The organism is Rhodococcus sp. KRD162 (assembly GCF_017168335.1).
Classification (GTDB): domain Bacteria; phylum Actinomycetota; class Actinomycetes; order Mycobacteriales; family Mycobacteriaceae; genus Rhodococcoides.
Window position 1 is genome coordinate 19,382 of the sequence record NZ_JABFAU010000003.1, and the last position, 20,241, is coordinate 39,622.

Annotated in this window: 19 protein-coding genes and 1 pseudogene; 11 read left to right on the forward strand and 9 right to left on the reverse strand. The window is 65.4% G+C overall.

Features of this window, described 5'->3' with window-relative positions:
• Window positions 1–120 (forward strand): annotated as a pseudogene (locus J1M87_RS29380) (IS30 family transposase); the annotation flags it as partial.
• 121 nt (window positions 121–241) lie between these two features.
• Here the strand turns inward: J1M87_RS29380 and ilvD are convergent.
• Entirely contained in the window at window positions 242–1,957 is a 1,716-nt protein-coding gene (gene ilvD / locus J1M87_RS02580; RefSeq protein ID WP_206487517.1) for a dihydroxy-acid dehydratase, read from the reverse strand.
• 198 nt (window positions 1,958–2,155) lie between these two features.
• On the opposite strand from ilvD, the gene J1M87_RS02585 reads away from it, so the two are divergent.
• From J1M87_RS02585 to J1M87_RS02605, 5 genes are all read left to right on the forward strand, one after another.
• The gene (locus J1M87_RS02585) at window positions 2,156–3,259 is read left to right on the forward strand and encodes a nitroreductase family protein (protein WP_307830713.1); all 1,104 of its coding nucleotides are present in this window, start codon (window positions 2,156–2,158) and stop codon (window positions 3,257–3,259) included.
• A 141-nt stretch (window positions 3,260–3,400) separates the two neighbouring features.
• Complete coding sequence (locus tag J1M87_RS02590; protein WP_206487519.1) at window positions 3,401–4,288, forward strand: universal stress protein; 888 nt, start codon at window positions 3,401–3,403, stop codon at window positions 4,286–4,288.
• Window positions 4,289–4,311: 23 nt separating this feature from the next.
• On the forward strand, window positions 4,312–5,100 hold the full coding sequence (locus J1M87_RS02595) for a hypothetical protein (protein ID WP_206487521.1): 789 nt from the start codon (window positions 4,312–4,314) through the stop codon (window positions 5,098–5,100).
• 114 nt (window positions 5,101–5,214) lie between these two features.
• Entirely contained in the window at window positions 5,215–6,093 is an 879-nt protein-coding gene (locus tag J1M87_RS02600; RefSeq protein WP_206487523.1) for a universal stress protein, read from the forward strand.
• Window positions 6,094–6,246: 153 nt separating this feature from the next.
• A complete protein-coding gene (locus J1M87_RS02605; protein WP_206487525.1) occupies window positions 6,247–7,221 on the forward strand; it encodes a GGDEF domain-containing protein in 975 nt (324 codons plus the stop codon).
• 4 nt (window positions 7,222–7,225) lie between these two features.
• Here J1M87_RS02605 and J1M87_RS02610 read toward each other — a convergent pair whose 3' ends face one another.
• Both J1M87_RS02610 and J1M87_RS02615 read right to left on the reverse strand, forming a co-directional pair.
• On the reverse strand, window positions 7,226–8,662 hold the full coding sequence (locus J1M87_RS02610; protein ID WP_206487530.1) for an MFS transporter: 1,437 nt from the start codon (window positions 8,660–8,662) through the stop codon (window positions 7,226–7,228).
• Complete coding sequence (locus J1M87_RS02615; protein WP_206487532.1) at window positions 8,659–9,246, reverse strand: hypothetical protein; 588 nt, start codon at window positions 9,244–9,246, stop codon at window positions 8,659–8,661. The genes J1M87_RS02610 and J1M87_RS02615 overlap by 4 nt, the downstream gene beginning before the upstream one ends.
• Before the next feature lie 88 nt (window positions 9,247–9,334).
• On the opposite strand from J1M87_RS02615, the gene J1M87_RS02620 reads away from it, so the two are divergent.
• Window positions 9,335–10,384 carry an ATP-dependent DNA ligase gene (locus tag J1M87_RS02620; protein ID WP_206487538.1) on the forward strand — a complete coding sequence of 350 codons (1,050 nt, stop codon included), beginning with the start codon at window positions 9,335–9,337 and terminating at the stop codon, window positions 10,382–10,384.
• 2 nt (window positions 10,385–10,386) lie between these two features.
• Window positions 10,387–11,472 (forward strand): DNA polymerase domain-containing protein, encoded by a 1,086-nt coding sequence (locus tag J1M87_RS02625; protein ID WP_206487545.1) that lies wholly within the window; start codon window positions 10,387–10,389, stop codon window positions 11,470–11,472.
• Here J1M87_RS02625 and nhaA read toward each other — a convergent pair whose 3' ends face one another.
• On the reverse strand, window positions 11,473–13,329 hold the full coding sequence (gene nhaA / locus J1M87_RS02630) for a Na+/H+ antiporter NhaA (protein WP_206487547.1): 1,857 nt from the start codon (window positions 13,327–13,329) through the stop codon (window positions 11,473–11,475).
• Window positions 13,330–13,548: 219 nt separating this feature from the next.
• Between nhaA and J1M87_RS02635 the strand changes: the two genes are divergently transcribed.
• Together J1M87_RS02635 and J1M87_RS02640 are read left to right on the forward strand one after the other, a co-directional pair.
• Entirely contained in the window at window positions 13,549–14,574 is a 1,026-nt protein-coding gene (locus J1M87_RS02635; protein ID WP_206487549.1) for a putative zinc-binding metallopeptidase, read from the forward strand.
• Between the two features lie 100 nt (window positions 14,575–14,674).
• The gene (locus tag J1M87_RS02640) at window positions 14,675–15,415 is read left to right on the forward strand and encodes a GAF and ANTAR domain-containing protein (protein WP_206487550.1); all 741 of its coding nucleotides are present in this window, start codon (window positions 14,675–14,677) and stop codon (window positions 15,413–15,415) included.
• A 6-nt stretch (window positions 15,416–15,421) separates the two neighbouring features.
• Here J1M87_RS02640 and J1M87_RS02645 read toward each other — a convergent pair whose 3' ends face one another.
• The 4 genes from J1M87_RS02645 to J1M87_RS02660 are packed head-to-tail and all read right to left on the reverse strand — an operon-like array spanning window position 15,422 to window position 18,540.
• Window positions 15,422–16,051 (reverse strand): SAM-dependent methyltransferase, encoded by a 630-nt coding sequence (locus J1M87_RS02645; RefSeq protein WP_206487552.1) that lies wholly within the window; start codon window positions 16,049–16,051, stop codon window positions 15,422–15,424.
• Window positions 16,052–16,064: 13 nt separating this feature from the next.
• Entirely contained in the window at window positions 16,065–16,814 is a 750-nt protein-coding gene (locus tag J1M87_RS02650; protein WP_206487555.1) for a PIG-L deacetylase family protein, read from the reverse strand.
• The gene (locus J1M87_RS02655) at window positions 16,808–17,803 is read right to left on the reverse strand and encodes an acyl-CoA dehydrogenase family protein (protein WP_241256287.1); all 996 of its coding nucleotides are present in this window, start codon (window positions 17,801–17,803) and stop codon (window positions 16,808–16,810) included. Before J1M87_RS02655 ends, J1M87_RS02650 begins: the two co-directional genes overlap by 7 nt.
• Window positions 17,800–18,540 carry a glycosyltransferase family 2 protein gene (locus tag J1M87_RS02660; RefSeq protein ID WP_307830714.1) on the reverse strand — a complete coding sequence of 247 codons (741 nt, stop codon included), beginning with the start codon at window positions 18,538–18,540 and terminating at the stop codon, window positions 17,800–17,802. The genes J1M87_RS02655 and J1M87_RS02660 overlap by 4 nt, the downstream gene beginning before the upstream one ends.
• A gap of 293 nt (window positions 18,541–18,833) precedes the next feature.
• Between J1M87_RS02660 and J1M87_RS02665 the strand changes: the two genes are divergently transcribed.
• Window positions 18,834–19,739 carry a L,D-transpeptidase gene (locus J1M87_RS02665; RefSeq protein ID WP_206487557.1) on the forward strand — a complete coding sequence of 302 codons (906 nt, stop codon included), beginning with the start codon at window positions 18,834–18,836 and terminating at the stop codon, window positions 19,737–19,739.
• A 15-nt stretch (window positions 19,740–19,754) separates the two neighbouring features.
• On the opposite strand, the gene J1M87_RS02670 is transcribed toward J1M87_RS02665, so the two are convergent.
• Window positions 19,755–20,234 (reverse strand): DinB family protein, encoded by a 480-nt coding sequence (locus J1M87_RS02670; RefSeq protein WP_374222344.1) that lies wholly within the window; start codon window positions 20,232–20,234, stop codon window positions 19,755–19,757.
• Window positions 20,235–20,241 lie beyond the last annotated feature (7 nt).

Here is a 20,241-nt window from a genome sequence, read left to right on the forward strand (position 1 = left end):
CATACCGCAGAGCGGCTTCAAGCGGTCGCCGACGAACTCAACGACCGCCCCCGCCGAACGCTAGGCTGGAACTCACCAGCAAAAGTGATCAACGAGCTAATCGTTGCAACGACCGCTTGAAACTGCCGAGACGTATGCAATGGTCTATTCACCTTCCGCCGGTGTCTGAGTGGATGGACCACTGCACTGCCCAGACGTATGCAGTGGTCCATTCACGCGGAAAGCGGGGGCGGGGGCGGGGCTAGATCAGCACGGCACCATTGGACGCCGATCCCACCAGCTTGGAGTACTTGGCCAGCACCCCGCGGGTGTAGCGCGGAGGCAGCGGGGCCCAGCCCTTCGTGCGGGAATCCAACTCGGCTGCATCGACCAACAGGTCGAGCGTGCCCTGACCGACGTCGAGACGGATCTGATCCCCATCGCGTACGAAAGCGATAGGACCGCCGTCGACGGCCTCGGGGGCCACGTGTCCGACGCACAGGCCGGTGGTTCCGCCGGAGAATCGCCCGTCGGTCAGCAGCAGGACATCCTTGCCGAGTCCTGCGCCCTTGATGGCTCCGGTGATGGCGAGCATCTCGCGCATGCCGGGTCCGCCCTTGGGCCCTTCGTATCGGATGACCACGACGTCACCTGCGGCGATGGTGCCGTTTTCGAGTGCGTCCATGGCGGCGCGTTCGCGCTCGAAGACTCGTGCGGTGCCGACGAAGACTTCGGAGTCGAAGCCCGCCGACTTGACGACGGCTCCGCCGGGGGCGAGCGTTCCCTCGAGGATGGTGATGCCACCGGTGGGGTGGATCGGCGTGTCGAGTGCGCGCAGTACCTTGCCGTCGGGATCCGGCGGTGCGATGTGAGCGAGGTTCTGCGCCACGGTCTTTCCGGTGACCGTCATGCAGTCTCCGTGCATCAGGCCGGCGTCGAGCAGAGCCTTCATGACGACGGGCACGCCGCCTATGGCGTCGACGTCGGTCATGACGTGCTTACCGAACGGCTTGACGTCGGCCAGGTGGGGAACTTTCGCGCCGACGCGGGTGAAATCGGCGAGCGTCAGGTCCACCTGGGCTTCGTGCGCGATGGCCAACAGATGCAGCACGGCGTTGGTGGAACCGCCGAAGGCCATGACGACGGCGATGGCGTTCTCGAAGGCTTCCTTGGTGAGGATGTCACTGGTACGGATGCCGCGTCGCAACAGGTCGACGACGGCCTCACCGCTGGCATGTGCAAATCCGTCGCGTCGGCGATCGGGCGCAGGCGGGGAAGCGCTACCGGGCAGGGACATTCCCATCGCTTCGGCTGCGCTGGCCATCGTGTTGGCGGTGTACATTCCGCCGCAGGCACCTTCTCCGGGGCAGATGGCGCGTTCGATGGTGTCGACATCGGCTCGCGACATCAGTCCACGCGAGCAGGCCCCGACGGCTTCGAAGGCGTCGATGATCGTCACCTGGTGTTCGCTGCCGTCGGACAGGGTCGCGAACCCGGGCAGGGTGGAGCCGGCATAGAGGAAGACGCTCGCCAGATCCAGACGCGCCGCGGCCATGAGCATCCCGGGCAAGGACTTGTCGCAACCGGCGAGCAGGACGGAACCGTCGAGACGTTCTGCGCTGACGACGGTTTCGACGCTGTCGGCGATCACCTCACGGGAGACCAACGAGAAGTGCATGCCCTCGTGGCCCATCGAGATGCCGTCGGACACCGAGATGGTGCCGAATTCGAGCGGGTAGCCACCGGCGGCATGCACGCCCTTCTTGACGGCTTTGGCCAGACGTTCGAGCGAGAGGTTGCACGGGGTGATCTCGTTCCACGAGGACGCCACACCGATCTGGGACTTGCCCCAGTCTTCGTCGCCCATTCCGACGGCACGGAGCATGCCGCGAGCGGCGGTCTTCTCCAGTCCGTCGGTGACGTCGCGACTGCGAGGTTTGACGTCGATGTCTTCTCGGGGATTCTGCGGGGTCGTCATGACACTCCTGAACGGTCGGCCAACATGGATCCTCGGTAGCGTCCCGGAGGTTCCGCTCCTGAGGTCGCATTCACCGTCAACCCTAAACCCGTGGACAGCCATCCGCGGACGGCATGGGCCGACGGGTCAACGGAACAGGTCTCGGACGTTCTCGCGCCCGGCCCTGTGTCGGCGGAAGTTCCCTCCACACTGTGACCAATGGCCCTGTCGTGCACGGTCCTCGCGGGTCGACAGTGGTGGGCAGCCATCGCCTCGCGGTGGGACGAACGAGGAGAGAAGATGAACGACAATCCGGATTCTGCCGTGGTGGAGATGTTGGTCGAGCTCGCGTGTCGCGCTCCGTCGGTGCACAACAGTCAGCCGTGGAGGTGGGTGCACTCCGAACACGGACTCGATCTGTTCACCGATCGGTCCCGACTGCTCGGGGCGATAGACCCGACCGAGCGGCAGATGGTGCTCAGCTGTGGCGCTGCGCTCGATCATCTGTGCACCGCGGCCGCGGCCTTTCGGTGGACGGCAGATGTCGAGCCGATGCCGACGGCCGGTGCGCCGGACCACCTCGCGCGCATTCGATTGACCCATGACGCGCACCCCCGATCGCACGAGTTCGATCTGTTGTCGGCAATCAATCGCCGCCATTCGGATCGTCGGGCATTCGGTCCGGTACCGGACAACCGCATTCCGGCGCGCTACCTCGGGCGAGGGGACGGAACCGACCAGGTCCGAGCGACGTTCCTGTCGGCCGAATCCAAGCAGACACTGGCCACCGCATCGAGGCTGAGTGCGAGCGTGCGAAAGTACGACGCGACGTATCAGGCCGAGATCAGGTGGTGGGCCGGACACTCGTTCCGATCCGGAGGAATTCCGCCCGAGGCCCTCACCGATCGCGCGGAAGCATCCAGGGTGCAGGTGGGCCGTGAATTTCCCGAGCCGCATCGCATCGGCGGGACGCACACACGAGAGCCGGTGAACGACGAGTCCACGGTGGTGATTCTCGGTACTGCGTCCGATGAACGGCTGGACTGGTTGCAGTGCGGGCGGGCCATGTCCGCCTTCCTGCTGGCCGCAACGGCCGATGGCCTGGCGACCTGCCCTCTCACGCATATGACCGAGCAGTCGGGAAGTCGCCGCCTGGTCGAGTCCTTGGCCCCCGGCCGGGGTGTGCCGCAGGTGCTGATTCGGATCGGTGCGCCGATGACCGGCTCGCCTCTCGCCCCGACCCCGAGACGAGCGGTGTCCTCGGTGTTGTCGGTGGCCGCCCGCAGCACGGCGCGGGGGTCGCGCAGAACCACCCCGCTGTGACCGGGTATCACGTACCTGAAACTGGGGACCAAATGCTCTGTGGCGCGGCCACTGTCGAGTTGTCCAATGGGAATCGAGCATCCGAGAACGGATGACCGTCGACGGGCCGGACGTATGGTCCGCCCGGACCGAGGACAGGAGATGGCCATGGTTCTGGCACATCATCAGAAAATCGTTGTGGGCGTCGATGGTTCGCCGAGCAGCATCAGCGCTGCACTGTGGGCGGCCACCCTGGCCGAGCGGTTGAAGGCCCCGCTGCACATCGCAGGGGCGGTACAGCATCCAGCGTTCTACATGGACGAGTCCGCGTCGGTCGTTCCCCTCGACGTCTGGGAAGAGCAGCGTCGCGCGGCAGAACGCATCGTCACCGATGTCGCCACCTCGGTGCTGGCCCGGCATCCGAACAGCGCCGTGACCACCTCCGTGGAAGAGATGTCGGCATGCTCGATGATGGTCGAGCTCTCGCGCACCGCACGCATGCTCGTCGTCGGCAACTCTGGTTCGGGGCCGATCGTGTCCGCGTTGTTCGGGAGCACAGCCCGGCGGACGTCGACCACAGCGTGGTGCCCGGTGATCGTATGGCGTGAGGGCATCGATGCCGTCGACGCACCGATTCTGGTCGGCATCGACGGAAGTGCGACGAGTGAAGCAGCGGTCGAGCAAGCTTTCGATCTGGCCTCGCGGTTCGAGGTTCCGCTGATCGCCGCACACGCCTGGCGCTCGTTGTCGCAGGGTGCGGCCCTGTCCCTGCCCGGATCGCCCGATGAGGCCGAGATCGAGCGCGAACAGCAGCTGCTGGTGTCCGAGAGCCTTGCCGGGTGGAGCGAGAAGTATCCGGACGTCATCGTGGAACATGTTGTACAGCAGACAAACCCGGCGCGCCTGCTGATAGAGCAGTCCAAGCGGGCCGGCATGGTGGTGGTCGGCAGCCATGGTCGAGGCGTTGTCGCCAGTGCCCTGTTCGGATCGACGAGCAACAACCTGACCCGGCACGCGCACTGCCCCGTGATGATCTGCAGGGACCGATGACCAATCGGACGGTGCCGAATCGCGTGCGTCACAGAGAAGAGAGTCGACGCATACTCGACGCGAGCACCGCGAACCGAATTGCGCGCAACGCGACACGGGCTCGGCTGATCGGCCACGATCACTTCGGCCCCACCGTCGACGTTCTGCCCTGCATCTGGATCGGGAGTCGGGTGTACTTCTACGTCGAGGGGCGGTCGCAGTTGGGGCGCAGCACACTCGGCTCGTCGGTCGTGCTGGAGTTCGACGCCGAGAATCCCGATCGCGCAACGGTATCCACTGTCGTCGTGCACGGTATCGCGCGTGTGGTCCTCGACGCGCGAGGGGATGTGCTCGAACAGGCCCTACCGCGGCCGCATTCGAAGGAACCACCGATGCACCGACTGATCGAAGTGTCCCCGACATCGATCTCGGGCGTCGAACTGACCTGCCCCGACCGTCGCGCCCAGCCGATGCCGAACGACGAGGCAGCAGAGGTGCCGGACGCGGTGGTGCTGGGGTCCGAGTCCATCACGGTCGACATCCCGACCAGCGCGGGACCGAGAGTCTTTCCGGTGACCACCGCAGCGATCGGTGGCGTGGTCCGCGCAGTGATGATCGCGGAGTACGGGCCGATCGGTGGAGTCTCGCCGGACGGGCGTGTTCTCGCAACGGCCGTGCTCGATCGATGGCCCGGTGCACGAGTGTTCGAGCGGCGCAGTACCGGCGACCGCGGTGCCGATCCGCGTGGCTACGAGAGCTTCTACGTCGAACTGGACTCGAGTGGTCGTAGATCCGATGCCGAGCTCGAAGCGGTATCCGCACTGTTTCGCTGAACTCCCGGCGGCCTGCCTCGGGCTGGAGCTGACTCCGAATGTGGGTGCGGTTGCAGATCTACGTTCGATGCGATTCGGCCGCAACGACGGTCGACTACGAGAGAAGGAAGAATCATGAGTAATTCCACCGACCGCATGCTTCCCGTCCTGGTGGGCATTGACGGATCGAGAGAGGCCGATGCCGCCGCGCAGTGGGCGGCGTTCTATGCGGCGAAGGTGCACGCACCCGTGCGCCTGGTTCATGCGGTCCCGGCGGGGGATTGGTACGGGTCGGCAGCGTTCGTCGACGGCGGTGCGCTGGAAAGAGACCTGCGGGCGATCGGACGTGGGCACCTCGCCCGTGCTGCTGCAGCGATTCACGACGCAGCACCCGAGGTATCGGTCGATACCGTCACCGCTGATGGGACCATCGCCTCGTACGTGTCGAAGGCCGGCGCGGAGCTGGTCGTCCTTGGATCGAGGAAGTCGAGCGTTCTGCGCGACCTGACTCTCGGCAGTAACTCGCTCCGAGTGGTCTCGCACGCACAGTGCCCGGTTCTGCTCATGCGCAACGCGCTCGACAGCTCCGACCCCGCTCGCCTGATCGTGGTGGGGGTCGATGGAAGTGAGCAGTCGGATCGGGCGCTCGGTGTGGCGCTCGAGATCGCCCAGACCCTCGGCGCGCCAGTGGTCGCGGTGAACTACTGGGGATTCGCCGCACAGGCAGGCCTGGGAACAGGATTCGAAGAGGTCGACTGGGTGAGCATTCGCGCGCACGAGAAGCACTGGCTCGAAACACATGTGGAGACCATGCACGAGAAGTACCCGAATGTTGCGCTGAGCACCGTGAGCGCGCAGTCGAGCCCGACGAGAGGACTCCGTGCGATGTCGGCGTCGGCCTCGATGATCGTGGTGGGATGTCGCGGTCGAGGTGCTCTGCTCGGTACCGTTCTGGGATCGGTCAGTCAGAATCTGGTGCACCACGCCGACTGCTCGGTGCTGATCGTTCGATGATGTGCGGCGCGTGACTCGTTGCCACGCGGCATTATCGCCGGCGAGCCCGGAAATTCGGAGCGGTGAACACTGCAGCACCGGAGGTGGCCGCCGCGCGCCCGGTTCACCCGGCCGACTGAGACAACGTCATCGTGCACTGGCATCGTAATGGCCATGCGTTCGTTCGATCACGTTCTGCATCCGGGTTCGATGCACACGACAGCGGGCCTTCGGACGCGACTGTTGTCGTACTTCTTGCTGTCCACGACGGGTTTGTACGCGGCCGATGTGATCCTGAATCTGCTGTACCAATTCGACCACGTGGTCTCCGATATCACCGGTGGGGTCGTGGCCGTGTGCCTGGGGACGGCCGGGTTGGCGATGTTGTGGCTTCGCCCAGGTGCGCCGATTGCGCATCGGTGTGCGCTGGCCGCGGCCATGGTCGCGACACCTGCGGTGATGGTCTTTCACCGACTTCCGGTGTCGCAGAGCCAATGCTTGGTGGCGGCGATGTTTCTGGCGATGTACATCCGAGCGTTCCACTCGGACGTGGTCGGCAGAGCACTCGTCGGCGTTCTCGTAGTGGTTGTCCTCGCGGCGGTGGCTGTCTCGCCCTCCGTGATGTATCCGATCTCGTATCTGGTGTTCGGCGTAGCGATCGTTGCTGCGGGCGAGGCGTTCGGAGTCGTGACCAAGTCGCTGGTCGTCGCGTCGTGCACCGATCCGCTGACGGGCGTGTTCAACCGGGCAGGCTGGGAGATGGCGACAGCCGAGGCGACTGGACACGGAGCAACCGGGTTACCGGTGGTCGTCGTGATCGTCGACGTCGACGATTTCAAGTCCGTCAACGATTCGGGCGGACATCGGGCGGGTGATGACTTGCTGATCGACCTGGCGCGATCGTGGTCGAGGGTCGCTCCGCCGGGTGCGGTGATTGCGCGCCTCGGCGGCGATGAATTCGCCGCCCTCCTGACCGGGCAACCGCGCGAGGTGGTGGACGAATTCATCCGAATCACTGCTCGGTCCCTGCCCTACGCCAGTGTGGGGACAGCGGAGTCGACCGCGCCGGAAGAGCCGGTCTCGGACATTCTCGCCCGCGCCGACGCCGATCTCTACGAGGTGAAACGTGCTCGTCGAGAGGAGCTGTGAGCGATCAGTCGAGGTTGCCCCGACCGATCGGCGGTGAGCCGAGATCACAGTGCGGTGGGCAGTCCGACGCGTCGCTGCGGTTCCCGCGGATCAGCACCGCGGCAATCAGAGCGCCGATCACCAACAGACCGGCGCACATCAGCATCGCGGAATGGAATCCGGCGGAGAACACCTGCGGGGACGAGTAGTCGGATCCGGCGATGCCCGCCAGTGCGGGCAGCGCAGCAACGGCAAGCAACTGACTGGTGCGGGCCACCGCATTGTTGACGCCGGAGGCGATCCCGGCGCGGTCATCGGGTGCCGCGCTCAGGACGGCCCCGGTCAACGGGGCCACCAGTGCGGACAGGCCGAGGCCGAATACGACGACGGCGGGAAGCACATCGGTCGCATAGGCCGATCCCGGCCCGATGCGCAGCATCAGCAGCAATCCCGTCGCAGACAGCAGTGGCCCCACTGTCATCGGGATGCGCGGGCCGATGCGTGCCGCGAGCCGTCCTGCGCGGGCGGACAATACGAGCATCAGCACGGTGATGGGGATGGTGGCCAGCCCCGCCGCGACCGGAGAGAACCCGACCGCGAACTGCAACTGCAGTACCAGGAGGAAGAACACGCCGCCCAGTGCCGCGTACACGGCGAAGGTCACCAGATTGGCCGCAAGGAACACCCGCGACGCGAACAGTGAGGGCGGTATCAGCGGATCGCGTGTACGGCGTTCGATCAGCACGAACGCTGCGACCGCGAGGACACCGAGAGCCAGCGACAGGACGTGCGACTCGATGAGGCCGTATGTGAGCAAACCCAGTGCCACCGCAACCGCCACCGCCCCCGGTGCGTCGAGCCGACCCGTCGGATGTGGGTCTCGGCTTTCGGGAACATGTTTCGCAGCCACCCACACGACCGCGATGGCGAGTGGAACGTTGATCAGGAACACCGCGCGCCAGCCGACGGCGTCGACCAGCCAGCCGCCGAGCAACGGCCCGATCGCCGCCGCGACGCCGCCCAACCCCGACCACATTCCGATCGCCGCTCCTCGATCCTCGGTCCGGATGGACGCCGAGATCAACGCAAGCGAGCCAGGTGTCAGTAGGGCTGCGCCGACGCCTTGCAGCAGCCGCGCCGCGATCAACACTTCGATGTCGGGAGCGAGTCCGCAGAGCACCGAGGCGGTCGCGAACCATACGGTGCCCCACACGAAGACACGTCGGCGTCCGAGCCGGTCACCGAGAGAGCCGCCCAACAGAATCAACGAGGCCAGCGTCAGGGTGTAGCCGCTGAGAGTCCATTGCAGACCGGTGACGCCGGATCCGAGGTCGCGGCCGATCGCAGGCAGCGCGATATTGACCACGGTGGCGTCGAGCATCGCCAGAGCCGAACCGAGGACGGTGGCTGCGACGATCCAGCGGCCCCGTGCACTGGAGAGCGCGATGCTCTCGGTGGTCACAACTTCTCGACGCAGACCACGAAGTTGCGTGACTCCTTCTCGAATCCGTATTGCGCCGGGTCGGGGCAGTCGTCGACCGAGGACGAACCTTCCAGGATGGTCACGACGCGGCGGGTGTCGTCTCCGGGGGTGGTGCAGTCCACCCGTTGGGCGAATTCACCGGCGAGGTCCATGCAGCCGCCGACCACCCAGTCGATATCGAGGCACAGTGCTCCCTGTTCGATGTCGAAGTAGGTCTCGTAGTAGTACTGATCGGCATCATCGGGGCACTCGGCCGAGGTCGGTGTCTTGGCGAAGACAACGTAGTTGGACTGGGGAGATCCACAGTTCGCAGTGGCGATGTCGGCCTCGTCGACGGTGCCGCCGAGGTTCACGCAGATGTCCACGCTGCCGCCGCCGTCGACGGTGCCGGTGGGGGCGCTGTCGGTGGTTCGGGGCGCGTTCGTCGTGGTGGGGGCTATGGAGGCACCGGAGATGGCGACGGCGGTACCGGACACCTCCGAGGCACACCCGCCGAGGATCAGAGCCGTGCACGCCGCCAGTGCGACGACGAGTGCGCGGATCGAACGAGTAGGTGACGCCATGGTGAGTCCTGCCCTCGTAGATTCGGTCGACCGTGTGTGTAGAAAATATCGGACTCGGTTGTCGGCCGCATGAGGCAGGATGATCTGCGTGGATCTTCCCCTTGCTGTCCCGGTCGCGCCGATGCTCGCCAAAGCGGCCAAAGTGGTGCCCGCGCAACCCGAAGACGGCCCGCCTGCGTGGTCCTACGAGCCGAAATGGGACGGGTTCCGCGCCGTTGTCTTCCGCGACGGAGACGAGGTGGTGTTGGGTTCGCGCGGGGGTAAGGACCTGGCGCGCTACTTTCCGGAGCTGGTCGAGGCCGTCAAGGCGGAATTGCCGGACAAGATCGTCGTCGACGGCGAAATAGTGGTGCCTCGCGAGAAGAACGGTTCCACTCGGCTGGACTGGGAGTCGTTGTCGGAGCGAATTCACCCCGCGGCGAGTCGGGTGAGAATGCTCGCGGAGCAGACTCCCGCTCAGTTCATCGGATTCGATCTGTTGGCAATCGGTGACGAGGATCTGACGAACGAGCCGTTTTCGATTCGGCGAGCGAGGTTGCTCGAGGCGGTCGGCACGGGCGGGCCGAGTTGCTTCGTCACCTCGGCCACCGATGATGCCGAGGTGGCGCAGGACTGGTTCGAGCGGTTCGAAGGTGCCGGTCTCGACGGGGTGGTGGCCAAGAAGCTCGACGGGCTCTATCTGCCCAACAAGCGGGAGATGATCAAGATCAAGCACGCCCGCACCGCCGACTGTGTGCTGATCGGTTATCGAATTCACAAGTCCGGCAACGGTATCGGATCGCTACTGCTCGGGCTCTACGACGGTGACGACCTGCGGATGATCGGCGGCGCGTCGGCGTTCACCGACAAGCGGCGGTTGGAACTGCTCGAAGAACTCGAACCCCTCCGGCTCGGTGCGGACGTCACCTACGACGGCGAGGCGACACGCTGGAACTCCTCGAACGATCGCAATTGGATTCCGGTGCGTATCGAGCGGGTCGTGGAGGTGGCATACGACCAGATGGAAGGCGCGCGGTTGCGGCATGTGGCCCGGTTTCTGCGGTGGCGACCTGATCGTGAACCGCGCTCGTGTGCCTACGACCAACTCGAAGTGCCGGTGCGCTACGACGTGGCCGATGTGATTGCGGGAGGGCGATAGAGATGGCCGCGAAGACACCACCGGCATTCGTCGACGCCGGTGACCGCGAGGTGCGAGTCTCGAGTCCCGATCGGGTGATCTTCGAGGCCACCGAGCACACCCCCGAGATCACCAAGTTGCAGGTGTGCCAGTACTTCGGTGCCGTCGGTGAGCCGTTGATGCGGGCAATCGGCGATCGACCCACTGCCATGGAACGGTGGCCCGACGGCTACCGCGAGGGCATGCGTCTGGCTCTCGGGCCCCAGGACAAGGACGGCGACGGCTTCTATCAGAAGCGGTTGCCCAAGGGCGCGCCCGAGTGGATCGAGACGGTGAAGATCGCCTTCCCCAGTAAGCGCACCGCCGAGGAGCTCTGCCCGTCGGAGCCGGCGGCGTTGGTGTGGGCAGCTCAGATGGGTACCTTGACCTTCCATCCGTGGCCGGTCCGGCGACCGGAGGTGGACCATCCGGACGAGCTGCGTCTCGATCTCGACCCGCAGCCGGGAACCACGTTCACCGACGCTCTGCGAGTGGCCGATGTGACCCGAGAGCTGTTGGAAGAGTTGGGATTACGCGGCTACCCGAAGACCAGTGGCAATCGGGGCATTCATATCTATGTGCGCATCGAACCGCAATACACCTTCGAGCAGGTCCGTCATGCGGCCATCGGTCTCGGTCGCGAACTCGAACGTCGCGACGACGGGGTGACCACCAATTGGTGGAAAGAGGAACGCGGAGAACGCATCTTCATCGACTACAACCAGAACAACCGGGATCGTACGATCGCCAGTGCGTGGAGTCTGCGGGCTCGGCCCGGAGCCACGGTGAGTACGCCGATGACGTGGTCGCGGTTGGCCGATGTCACCGACCCGCGCGAGTACAACCTCGTCACGGTGCCGGACTACCTGTCCGACGGGGACCCGTGGGCCGACATGGATTCTCGGGCTTACTCTCTCGAACCACTCCTGCATCTGTGGGAGACGTTGCCGGGTGGGGAGCTGAATTTTCCGCCCGACTATCCCAAGATGCCCGGAGAACCGCCGCGAGTGCAGCCGTCGAAGAAAGTCGCCGAGCACTGGGATGCGGAGGGAAATCGGACGGACGGGTAACTAGCTGTTCTCGAGCGCCCGGATCAGAGTGGCCGCATCGTACGGTCCGATGTGTCTGGTCAGGTTCTTGTCACCTCGTCCCAGATAGAACGTCGGTGTCCCGCCGACGTCGGAGGACGAGGCATCGAGTTCATCGTCCTCGACGCGCACGACATGATCGCCGGTGCGGATGTCGTCGTCGAACTTGTCGATGTCGAGGCCGAGCTCACGTGCGTAACCGTCGATGTCCTCGGGTTCGAGGTTGTCGCTGTTTCGGAACAACACGTCGGCCATCTCCCAGAATTTGCCCTGCGCTGCGGCGGCCTCGCTGGCGTATGCGGCGTAGCGGGCATGCGGGTGATAATCGTCGAGCGGCAGGTGGCGGTAGACGTAGCGAAGGTCATCGCCGAAATGTTTGCGAACCTCGGCGACGCTGCCGGTCGCCTTGCTGCAGAAGGGGCATTCGAAGTCGGCGTACTCCACGATGGTCAGTGGTGCGTCGACCGGTCCACGGATGTGATCGCGCTTGGCGTCGACCGGACGCAGAATGCGTAGTGATGCTTCGGCTTTCGGAGGGTGAATCGTGGCGTCGATGCGGAACAGGATCCAGCCGAGCAGTGCGGCGATCACCGACGCCGCGAGCACGCCGACGCGTGCCTCGTCGGCCAGCAGTGGATCGTCGAGGGCGAGATCGATGATGAACAGCGAGATCGTGAACCCGATTCCGGACAGCGCTGCACCGCCTGCGATGTGCGAGAGTGTCAGGCCGGGAGCGAGAGAAGAGGGTTTGACTTTCGCGAAAATCGCTGACGCACCGGTGATTCCGACGAGCTTGCCGAGGACGAGCCCGGCGATGATGCCCCAGGTGAGCGTGGACGTCGATGCGGCCTTCAGTGTGTCTGCGCTCAGCACCACTCCAGCGTTGGCGAGCGCGAAGATCGGCACGATGATGAACGCCGTGTACGGCTGGTACAGACGCATCAGTCGCTCGTTGACCGAGACCGCACGATCGAGGCCGAGTCTCGCCGCGCGCGCGTATTCGGGATTCGGTGATTGCCGGAACGCCCGGGTCAGATCCGACGCGTGTTCCACCTCGGAGCGGCGGGGCGGGTAGACCGGAAGGATCAGCGCGATCATCACCCCGGCCAGGGTGGGGTGAACTCCCGATTCGTACATCGCGACCCACGTGAACAGGGCTACGACGAAGTACCCGACGCCGCGCCACACCTCGAGCCGACGCATCAGAAAGATCAGGCCGAGGCCGACGAATGCCAGTGCCAACGGCAGCAGGTTCAGGTCGTCGGTATAGAAGAACGCGATGACCGCAAGCGCGCCCACATCGTCCGCAACGGCGAGGGTGAGCAGGAAGATGCGCAACCGCGCGGCCTTCTTCGGCCCGAGCACCGCGAGGGCACCGAGCAGGAACGCGGTGTCGGTGGAAATGACCACTCCCCACGCCTGGGCGGCCGGGCCGGAGGGGTTGAAGGCGAAGAACAGCAGTGCGGGTGCGGCGAGCCCGGCGAGGGCAGCGACGATGGGGATCGCGGCACGTGAGCGGTCGGTGAGCTCACCCATCGCGAACTCGCGTTTGACCTCGAGGCCGACGACGAAGAAGAACAGTGCCATCAGCCCGTCGTTGACCCAGTGCGCGAGATCGAGGGAGATGCCCTGCTCGCCGACGGTGATCGACAGTTCGGTGTGCCAGAAGGAGTGGTATGTATCGCCGAGGGGTGAATTCGCCCAGATCAGGGCAATGAGTGTGGCCGCGAGTAGGAAGCCCGCCGCGAGTGTCTCGCTGTTCTTCTCGCCGCGAGCCTGCGAGATCCGTTCGACGAAACGTGCCATCGGCCGATTCGTCGGCGTGATCTGATCTGCCATCTGCGGCCCGGTCCTTCCACGAAGTGTTGTGAAGCAGTCTGCACCAACACGGCCGACGACGGTTTGCTTCCACGCAGGTGGGAGCGCGCAGAGTAACGTTATGACGCTGCCGAACCCGCCGCAGCGCGAAAGATGAGTGCGACATCGTCGAGAAATGGCATTAGTTCGTACCCAAACGGGAATACGGGCCCGACTCGCCCCTGCAATGAAGGAAAATCCATGCGTGATTTCATCTGCCGCAAATGCGGACAGAAGCTCTCGTTCGAGAACTCGCTGTGTCTGAGCTGCTCGAGCGCACTCGGCTTCCATCTGCCGAGCAGAGCCCTGCTGGTGCTTCCCGACAATGCCGACGACGGAATCGCCGAAGCCGAGGTCGACGGTGCCACCTGGAAGATGTGCGCCAACCTCAACACCGCGCGCTGCAACTGGCTGGTCGATACCGCCGACTCCGACGAGCTCTGCCTGTCCTGCCGGCTGACGAGAACCCGGCCGGCCGACGAGGATGTGGACGCCATGGCCGCGTACGCCGACGCCGAGACCAACAAGCGCCGCGTCATCCTGGAACTGACCGAACTGGGGCTGCCGATCGTCGGCCGGAACGAGGACAGTGCCACGGGACTGGTCTTCGATCTGCTCTCGAGTGCCGACAAGCAGGTGATGACGGGCCACGACAACGGTCTGATCACCCTCGACCTGGCCGAGGGTGACGATGTGCACCGCGAACAGCTGCGCGTGGCGATGTCCGAGCCGTACCGCACGTTGGTCGGTCACTTCCGTCACGAGATCGGCCATTACTACCAGATGGTGCTGGTAGGAAACGGCGAGCATCGAGCGGCGTTCGAGGAACTGTTCGGCGATCCGGATTCGGACTACCAGGCCGCTCTCGATCGGCACTACAACGAGGGTGCACCCGACGGCTGGGAAGACGATTACGTTTCCTCGTACGCCACGATGCATCCGGCCGAGGACTGGGCCGAAACCTTCGCGCACTACCTGCATATTCGTGACACCCTGGACACGGCTGCCGCCTTCGGGATGGCACCTGCCGGTTCGACGCTGGAAAGCCCGCTTCCCGGCGACGTCGGCTTCGACCAGATCGTCGAGTGGTGGCTACCGCTGTCGTGGGCGCTGAACCAGATCAACCGGTCGATGGGTCACCAGGACCTCTACCCGTTCGTGCTGCCGCCGACGGTGGTGAAGAAGATCGGCTTCGTCCATTCTCTGATTGCACCCAGCACACTCTGATGCCCGGCTAACGTTCGTTGAGCTTTCTGGACGGGGGCGTATTCTGTGTTGTCGGCATTGCGCCGAACGGGGGGTACGCCCCTGGTAGCACCAGGACGAGGTGATCATCATCAGCGAGCAGACGGTGGAGTCGACCGGCATGAGTCCCTCGGTCTCCGATTTCGTGCTCAGCCGTCGTCTGGCGGAAGTCGCGGAGAAGCTTCGTCGCCAACACTCGGATCCGGATCGAGTGCTGCTGACGATCACCGAATCGGCAGTGGCCAACGTCCCGGCCGCCGAGTTCGCGTCCATCACCACCGTGCTGCAGGGCACCTTCGTGCACAGTGCTGCGCTGGTGGGCGAGACGGCAGGTCATTGCGACAAGATCCAGGAGCAGTTGGGCGAAGGCCCGTGCCTGGAATCGGCGATCGAACAGACGACCATCAGGATCGACGACATGGACACCGACACACGCTGGCCACTGTTCACCGATGCCGCGTCCGCTCTCGGGGTCAAGAGCATGATCTGCTTCCAGCTCTACGTCGAGGGGGTCAACTTCGGCGCGCTGAACCTGCACTCCACGCGCGCCCATGCGTTCTCGGCCGAGGCGGAATCGATCGGCTCGCTGTTCGCTGCCCACGCCGCCATCGCATTCTCCACCGCACGCGAGGAGCAACAGATCCGTGCAGCATTGACGAGTCGAGACGTGATCGGTCAGGCCAAGGGCATGCTGATGGAGCGGTACAACCTCAACTCGCAGTCGGCGTTCGCCCTGCTGGCCAAGCTGTCTCAGGACACCAACGTCAAACTCGCCGACCTCGCCGCGCAAGTGGTGGCCGACGCGGCCGCATCCAGCGACTGAGCTGCGTCACCGCACATCGAGGCCGTCGGAACTCGCGACCGACACTGCCGGACCGTCCGAGGCGACGAAGACCTCGATGCGGACGTCCTGGTCGAGATAGCGACTGAGCAAGGCCAACCCCTTCGTGGCGGCGATGACCTCGTGCACCCGGTCGCCCGTGAGGGGATAGTCGTCCACATCGTGACGCCAGTGTGTCGCCACGAGCGTGCCCCCTACCTCGAGATGCTCGACCGCACGCGTCATGGCCGACGTCAGGTCGGCTGTGTCCAGGTAGTAGCCCACCTCGCTGATGACGATCAGATCGAAGAGCATCCCCGGCTCGGGAAGGGCAGACCAGTCGTCCGACAGCGACCACAAGGCGAATTCGACTGCCGCAGTGTCGCCTATACGACTGCGAGCAGAATCGAGTGCGCTGCGCACCACGTCCGTGGACACCACGTGCTCGCACCGAGCGGCGATCTGCTCGGTGAGAACGCCGATGGAGCAACCGGGCTCGAGTGCGCGCCGATACTGCGCCTTGGGCAGTGAGGCCATGGTCAATGCGTACTTGCGCCTCTCGTACCATTTGCTGTTCAGCATGAACGGGTCGGCTTCGCACTCGTAGACGCCGCGGAAGTACTCGGCTCCCAAACTCATTCGAGGACCCTGCTCATGCGAACACCACCTCGAAAGGACGCTGATACCGGGCGAGTACGTGCGGCGGTAGTACGGCTCGGTCCGCGGGATGATCGGACAACGGCCGGATCTGGGAATCGAACTGCTCGATCGAGGCACGCTTGGCGTCGAGAGCGTGCGCAGGCAGATCGATGCGGCGGCATCGTGTCCACGGTACAGCCGGGTGATCCGGAGTTGCCCAGTGCCACATCCAGATCGGATACTCCAGCACCGGTACGCTCACCGAGTTCGCCGCGGCGATCGTGGCCCGAGCGGTCGCCTCGTGATCGGGATGTCCGTCCCCTCGCCACGGTGTCAGACACCAGGTCCCCGGGGTGGCGTCGAGCAACGGGCTCAGGGCAGCGGTCAGATCGTCCTCGCGCTGCTCGACGGCTCCGTCGGTGAAGTGCAGACGCGTCGGGGAATGATCGACTCCGAGTGCGGCCAGAGCACGTGCGGATTCGAGGGGGCGGCGGGTGCGCAGATCCTCCGCTGTCACCGTAGGGGAACCGGGATGCGAGCCGTCGCCGTCGGTCACGGCGACCACCCGCACATCGACGCCTGCCGCTGCGGCCAAAGACAGCAGTCCCCCGATGCCGAGCACCTCGTCGTCCGGGTGTGGGGCGACGACGATCATCGTGACGACCTCGCTCCACTGCAATCCGGGGACCGACCAGTTCGCCGACATCCAGTCCGACTCCGCTGTGCCGGGGTCGTTTTCGGTATCGAAGGCGTTCTCTACCACGGGTTGTCCTCCTCGGCGATGTCTCGACCGAGAGCTTCGAGATCGCGCTCGGCGTGGCTCTGGCGCAAGTAGACGGTCAGATCGGCGACGCGCCCGGCGTGCTCGGCGTCGCCGCACAGGGGGCCGGCACCGAGGGCGCGACCGACGCGGTCGATGCACTGCGTCGCGGCATCCTCGACGACCGCGCGCACGATGCGTGCCCGCGTTCGAGCGCGACCGGAACGATCGAACGGGTCGGCGTCGACCTCGGCAGCGGCGGTGGTGAGTGCGCTCGAGGCTGCGCCGAGCGCGGCAGCGATGGCACCGAGATGGGCCAGCCGATGCGGGTCCGGTCGGTCTCGGACTGCAGCGTGCAGCGTGTCCGCAACCGCACAGGCGCTGCCGAACCAGGCCGCCGATACCCCGATTGCCCCGTGCCAGAAGCCCGGTCGGGTCAGATAGTCCGTCGGTCCGCCGACGGCAACGGCGGGGACCTCCTCGAATGCCACGTGACCGGAGTCGCTCTCGCTCATTCCCACCGCATGCCAGGTGTTCGGCACCGGAGTCACTCCACCGTGCGTCAGATCGACCGCGAACAACCGCGGGCCACCGTCCACCCGAGCAGTCACCAAGGCATGCGTGCACAGCGACGCGCCGGAACACCACGGTTTGGTTCCGGAGAGCACCCAGCCCGAATCCTGCTGTACCGCTTCGAGTATCGGGGCAGGCGGCTCCGCGGCCCATACTCCCCAGATCTGCCCGCGCTGCGGCGTCGGCCCGTCGAGTTCGTGCAGGATCGCGATCGCATCGGTATGTGCCTCGCTCCACCGGCCGAGCACGGTGTGCAGCCGACTGAGCGCAGCGAGCGATTGCCATCGCAGATCGGTGTACCCCGAGCCGGGCAGCGCGAGATCGAGACGCCCGTCGGCCTCGAACGCCAAGAATGCAGCGCGCAACCCGCTGTGTCGCTCGGTTCGGTCGGTCGATGCGCGCAGGCTCGTCTCGATCATGCGGAAGGCTCCAGAGAACGTAGGAATCCGGCCATGCCGTCGGGCGCTCGGCCGCGCAGTCGGCCCGATGTCGCGACCGCGACGTCGCACACCCGAGTACATACGATGCCGGCGAGCTCGAGCCGACGGACCAGATCGTGATCCTCGCCGGTCGCCAGTGGCGCGAATCCACCGACGGACAGATAGTCGGCCGCCCGGACTCCGAGATTGGCTCCGTGTACGTGCGGGTGGCCGAGTTCGTGACGGTACTGCGCGTCGTACGTCGAACGCAGCGCCACCATCTGGTCGACAGGGCCCTCGAAGTCGACGGTCACCGTTCCGACGACCGCTCGCGCGCCTGCCGTTGCGTACCGGAGGTGGTCGACGAGCCACTGCTCGCCGACGCGGGTGTCCGCGTCGGTGGTGGCGAACCAGGTGGCCGCGTCGAGTCCGTGGCTCGCGGGCAGGCTCGCGAATCCGGCCGCCCGAGCTGCTCCGACATTGCGATGGGCAACATCGACCGTCGAGACACCCGGATGACGTGCGGCAATGCGCGCGGACTCGTCCGTGCACGCATCGAGAACGAGGATCGTCGAGACGGTCACCGAGGCCACCTCGACGACGCGACGCGAGGCCCGCGCCAACGCCGTCAGGCAGGCGTCGAGCAGGTCCGCCTCGTTGTGCGCGGGTACGACGACGACCATGTGGCCGATGGATGCAAGGCCGAGTGGGCCACGAGGTACAGCGTCGGCGATCACGGTTCACCCTTTTCGACACCGGACGTGCAGTCCGCAATGAGAGCCGCCGGTGTCTGGACGGATGGTGTGCTCTTGCACTCATACCCACTTCGGGGCCGTCGACACCTATGCCCTGGCCTGCAACGACAAGGCTCGGGTTCGGTGCGGAGACGGTAGTCGTACCCGGATCGTCTTCGCCGCTGTCGGCTGTATCCGATTAGCAAATGTTCAGGTGGTATGTGTTAATGGGTCTCGCCCGCGCACAAGCACTGTCGATGGGCATCGGGACGCAGCACGAAGGATGGTCGGATTACATGGCATCACCGGTTCGCACACGCAGATTCGCCCGTATCGGCGCGATCCTTGCAGGTACAGCCCTTGCCGCCTCCGCCGCATTCGGCTCGGCGCAGGCAGCCCCGCTCTGGCCCGGTGGCCCGGACATCTCCATTCCCGGACTGCCCGGTTCCTCGGACCCGGCCGCGCCCGCGCAGCCCCTCGTGCCACAGCTCGCACCGGCGAATTTCGCCGATCCGAGCATCAGCCCGTCCGGCGGCGAGGTCGTCGGAGTTGCGCAGCCCATCGCCATTCGATTCGACGAGCCCATCGGAGATCGCGATGCGGCGCTCCGCGCCATCCGCGTCACCACCGACCCGTCCGTTGCCGGCCACTTCTACTGGATCAACGACAGTCAGGTGCGGTGGCTGCCCAACGAGTTCTACCCCGCACACACCCGGGTGACCGTCGAAGCGGGCGGTGCGAAAGCCGAATTCTCCACCGGCGACTCGATCATCACCACTGCTGACGACAACACCAAGATGATCACCGTCACCCGCAACGGCGAGGTCGTCAAGACCATGCCCACCTCGATGGGCAAGCCGGGGCACGAAACCCCCAACGGCACCTACATCGTCGGCGAGCGATTCCGTGACATGTACATGGATTCGTCCACGTACGGCGTCCCCGTCGATTCCGAGGAGGGCTACCGCACGTACGTCGAGTACGCGACCCGCATCTCCTACAGCGGAATCTTCGTGCACGCCGCCCCGTGGTCGGAATCGCAGCAGGGGTACTCCAACTCCTCGCACGGCTGCCTCAACGTCAGCACCGAGGACGGCAAGTGGTTCTTCGACAACGCCCAGAAGGGTGACCCTGTCATCGTCGTCAACACCGACGGCGGCACCCTGAGCGGGTCCGACGGCCTCGGCGACTGGAACCGTTAGAGCGCCGCCGCCCCTCTAACGGGCCGAGATCTGCTCCCGCAGGATGTCCGCATGCCCGCGGTGGTGAGCGAGCTCGCGTAGAACCTGTAGGTAGACCCACCGGACCGTACGCGGACCAGCCCGGTGGCCGGTGACGATCGCATCGAGCGAGAGGTTGTCCACCGCGGCCCGAGCGTTCCCGCACGCGATCCGGTAGCTCTCCAGCACAGAAGAGACGGTGTCTGCGGCGTCGAGGCGAAACGACTGCTCGGGGTTCTGTACCAAACCGAGTTCCCGACGCGACGTTCCGCCGATGCATTCCTCGAACCACACCCGCTGCATCCACGTGACGTGCTTGACCAACCCGAGCAATGTCGTCGCGGACGGCACCAGGCGACGGCGGGCCTGCTCCTCGGTCAGGCCCTCCAGGGCGGCCTCGAAACTGTTCCGGTAGTCCTCGACGAACGCGTCGAACTGCGTCCGCTCATCGGCAACTCCAACTTCGAACGAGCCCACCGGCATC

Coding starts and splice junctions, on each gene's coding strand:
- J1M87_RS02655 (WP_241256287.1), bottom strand. CDS start 17,803: ATGATCGAGACGAGCCTGCGCGCATCGACCGACCGAACCGAGCGACAC.
- J1M87_RS02615 (WP_206487532.1), bottom strand. CDS start 9,246: ATGGCGTCACCTACTCGTTCGATCCGCGCACTCGTCGTCGCACTGGCG.
- J1M87_RS02665 (WP_206487557.1), top strand. CDS start 18,834: ATGGCATCACCGGTTCGCACACGCAGATTCGCCCGTATCGGCGCGATC.
- J1M87_RS02585 (WP_307830713.1), top strand. CDS start 2,156: ATGGCCCTGTCGTGCACGGTCCTCGCGGGTCGACAGTGGTGGGCAGCC.
- J1M87_RS02605 (WP_206487525.1), top strand. CDS start 6,247: ATGCGTTCGTTCGATCACGTTCTGCATCCGGGTTCGATGCACACGACA.
- J1M87_RS02590 (WP_206487519.1), top strand. CDS start 3,401: ATGGCCATGGTTCTGGCACATCATCAGAAAATCGTTGTGGGCGTCGAT.
- ilvD (WP_206487517.1), bottom strand. CDS start 1,957: ATGACGACCCCGCAGAATCCCCGAGAAGACATCGACGTCAAACCTCGC.
- J1M87_RS02635 (WP_206487549.1), top strand. CDS start 13,549: ATGCGTGATTTCATCTGCCGCAAATGCGGACAGAAGCTCTCGTTCGAG.
- J1M87_RS02600 (WP_206487523.1), top strand. CDS start 5,215: ATGAGTAATTCCACCGACCGCATGCTTCCCGTCCTGGTGGGCATTGAC.
- J1M87_RS02645 (WP_206487552.1), bottom strand. CDS start 16,051: ATGAGTTTGGGAGCCGAGTACTTCCGCGGCGTCTACGAGTGCGAAGCC.
- nhaA (WP_206487547.1), bottom strand. CDS start 13,329: ATGGCAGATCAGATCACGCCGACGAATCGGCCGATGGCACGTTTCGTC.
- J1M87_RS02625 (WP_206487545.1), top strand. CDS start 10,387: ATGGCCGCGAAGACACCACCGGCATTCGTCGACGCCGGTGACCGCGAG.